The following is a 3,607-nucleotide window of genomic DNA, read 5'->3' as shown; positions in this document are numbered from 1 at the left end:
GGGTTGCAGCCGATTTCTGGTGTGGTGGCGGCGGTGTTGCGTAACACTGATTCGCAGGGTTTGGATCGGCCGCCGGTGTTGGGTGCTGATGATGTTGCGCGGTTGCCGGTTTCGCGGCTGTTGGATGTGTCGCGTTTTCCGGAGCAGCCGGTGAGGGTGGTTGATGCGGTGTCGGCTCCGGTGACGTGTGCGCATTGGAGTAGGCCTTTTGGGGCGAGTACGAGTTCGTTGTCGTTGTTGTCGGGTTCGACGTTGCCGTTGCGTGAGGGTGTGCGGACTCTGGATTTGGTGGGTGCTGGGGTGGGTGGCACTGCTGCGCGTGTTGCGCTGGTCCCGGGGTCGGGTTATTTCGTCCAGAGTGTTAACAGTGATCCGGCGGCTAACGCCAATGCGGGTCCGTTGTTTTGGATTTCGGACACCGGTGTGCGCTATGGCATTAACACCGAGGCCGGCAGCAATGGTGGCGAGGGGGACACGGTTTCGGCTCTTGGTTTGAGTGAGCCGGCGTTGCCGATTCCGTGGTCGGTGTTGTCGCAGTTTGCTGTTGGTCCGACGTTGTCGCGTGGTGATGCGTTGTTGGCGCATGACGGGTTGGCGCCTGATGGGCGTCCGGGTCGTCGGGTGGCGTCGGAGTTGGGTGGCGTTTCTAGTGTTGGGGAGTCCCGATGAGTCGTTTGATTTTTGAGGCCCGTCGTCGGCTTCCGGTTCCGCCTACTGATAGGGGCACGATCACCGTTGAGCCGCCGCCGGAGTTGCCGCGGTTGGTTCCGGCGTCGTTTTTGCAGCGGGCGTTGCCGGTGGTGATTGTGGTGTTGATTGTGGGCATGGTGATTGCCATGGTCGCTACGGGGATGCGGTTGGTGTCTCCGGTGATGTTGTTCTTCCCGTTTGCGTTGTTGGTGGCGGCGGCGGGGATTTATCGGGGTGGGGATAAGAAGGCCCGCACTGTTGAGGTGGATGCTGAGCGGGCGGATTATCTGCGGTATTTGTCGGTGGTTCGGGACAATATTCGGGGGTCGGCGGCTAAGCAGCGGGCGGCAGCGGAGTGGTCGCATCCCGATCCGGAGGATTTGGCGGCGGTGCCGGGTTCGCGTCGGCAGTGGGAGCGCGATCCTCATGATGAGGATTTCTTGGTGGTGCGCACGGGGCGCCATGCGGTGGCGTTGGCCAGTGCGGTGCGGGTGAGTGACACTGCTGATGAGATTGATTTGGAGCCGGTGTCGCATAGTGCGTTGCGGGGCTTGCTTGATACCCAGCGCACGGTGCGTGATGTGCCCGTGGGTGTGGATGTGACGAAACTGTCGCGGGTCACGGTGCTGGGTGAGGGTGATGATGCGGCCGCCGAGGTGCGGGGTGCGTTGCGGGCGTGGGTGGCTCAGGCCGTGACGTGGCATGACCCGACCATGTTGGGGGTGGCGTTGGCGTCGCCGGAGTTGGAGTCGCCGGCGTGGAGCTGGTTGAAGTGGTTGCCGCACACTGATATCGCCGGCCAGGCCGATGGGGTGGGCCCGGCCCGCTATTTGGCGGGCAGTGGTGAGGAACTGGCTGCGTTGTTGGGCCCGGTGTTGGCGACCCGGCCGGCGTTTACCGGTGAGGCCGGTGAGTCGGGTCGGCATTTGTTGGTGATCATCGATGATCCTGATTTTGATGTGGCGGCTTCGGTGTTGGGTGCAGCGCGGGCCGGGGTGACGCTCATTGTCCGTGGTGCGCTGGCCCCCAACCGGGAGCAGTACTCGGACCCCGAACGTCCGATTCTGCGGATCACTGCCGGTGGGGTGGCGATTGATCGGTGGCAGTCGGGGGGCTGGCAGCGTTATGTCGATGCCGCCGACCACCTGGGTGCGGCGGAGGCGGCGCATCTGGCGCGGCGGTTGTCGCGGTGGGATTCGAACCCGACGCATGCCGGGTTGCGTTCGGCGGGCACTCGGGGGGCGACGTTCACCACGTTGTTGGGGATCAGTGATGCCTCCCGGTTGGATGTGCCGGCATTGTGGTCCCCGCGTAGCCGTGAGCAGGAGTTGCGGGTCCCGATCGGGGTGACCGCGACCGGGGAACCACTGTTCTTTGATCTCAAGGATGAGGCCGAGGGCGGGATGGGTCCGCACGGGTTGATGATCGGCATGACCGGTTCGGGTAAGTCGCAGACCTTGATGGCGATCTTGTTGTCGTTGTTGACGACGCATTCGGCGGATCGGTTGATCGTGATCTACGCGGACTTCAAGGGGGAGGCCGGCGCGGACATCTTCCGGCATTTCCCGCAGGTCGTTGCGGTGATTTCGAACATGGCCGAGAAGCGCTCGTTGGCGGATCGGTTCGCGGACACGTTGCGTGGTGAGGTGGCGCGGCGGGAGTTGTTGCTGCGCGAGGCGGGCCGGGCGGTGCAGGGCAGTGCGTTTAACTCGGTGACCGAGTATGAGGCGGCGATCGCCGCCGGTCATGATTTGGCGCCGATCCCGACACTGTTCATTGTGGCCGATGAGTTCACGTTGATGTTGGCTGATCATCCCGAGTACGCCGAGTTGTTCGACTATGTGGCCCGTAAGGGTCGTTCGTTCCGGATCCATATTCTGTTTGCGTCGCAGACGTTGGATGTCGGCAAGATCAAGGACATCGACAAGAACACCTCGTATCGGATCGGGTTGAAGGTCGCTTCGGCGAGTGTGTCGCGGCAGATCATTGGGGTCGAGGACGCCTATCACATCGAATCGGGCAAAGAACACAAGGGCGAAGGCTTTTTGGTGCCGGCCCCGGGGGCGGCACCGATCAAGTTCCGCTCCACCTATGTCGATGGGATTTATGACCCGCCGCGCCAATCGCGGGCGGTGGTGATGCACGCGCTGCCCGAACCCAAACTGTTCACCGCCGGTGTGGTCGATGCCGGGGCGGAAACCACCATCGTCGGTGAGGCCGAGGAAGAGGTGCTGGGTCCGCCGCGCAAGCTGATCGCCACCATTGGGGATCAGTTGGCGAACTACGGGCCCCAGGCCCCGGCGTTGTGGTTGCCGCCCCTGGATGAGCCGATCGCACTGGCCGCGACGCTGGCGGAGGCCGGGATCAGTGAACGCCAGTTGCGGTGGCCGTTGGGACAGATCGACAAGCCCTTTGAGATGCGCCGCGATCCGCTGGTCTTCGATGCGCGTTCGGCTAGTGGGAACCTGCTGATCCACGGTGGCCCCAAATCCGGTAAGACCACCGCGCTACAGACCTTCATCCTCTCGGCGGCGAGCCTGCATTCGCCGCGGGAGGTCAGTTTCTACTGCCTCGATTACGGCGGCGGGCAGTTGCGGGCCCTGGAGGGGTTGGCGCATGTGGGCAGTGTCGCCTCGGGCCTAGAACCGGAGAAGATCCGCCGCACCTTCGGCGAACTCGAACAACTGTTGACCGCACGCCAGCAGCGGGAAGCCTTCCGTGATGGCAGCATCGGTTCGCTCAACGACGGCTACGGGGAAGTCTTTTTGGTCATCGACAACCTGTATGCGTTCAGCCGCGATAACACCGACCAATTCAACACGCGTAACCCGCTTTTGGCCAAGGTCACCGAACTGGTCAACGTGGGCCTGGCCTACGGCATCCATGTCGTGGTGACCACGCCGAGCTGGCTGGAAGT

2 protein-coding genes are annotated in these 3,607 nt (G+C 63.2%); both read left to right on the top strand.

Annotated elements, in window-relative coordinates; genetic code table 11:
* On the top strand, positions 1-669 hold a 669-nt coding region (gene eccB, locus ACJH71_RS22210; RefSeq protein WP_406760142.1), incomplete at its 5' end, for a type VII secretion protein EccB.
* Positions 666-3,607 (top strand): type VII secretion protein EccCa (eccCa, locus tag ACJH71_RS22205; protein ID WP_406760141.1); only part of this gene is annotated, 2,942 nt, incomplete at its 3' end. The genes eccB and eccCa, both read left to right, overlap by 4 nt.

Origin of the sequence: Mycobacterium sp. SMC-15 (assembly GCF_045310925.1) — a bacterium.
Classification (GTDB): domain Bacteria; phylum Actinomycetota; class Actinomycetes; order Mycobacteriales; family Mycobacteriaceae; genus Mycobacterium.
This window is presented reverse-complemented; position numbering and strand designations above follow the sequence as displayed.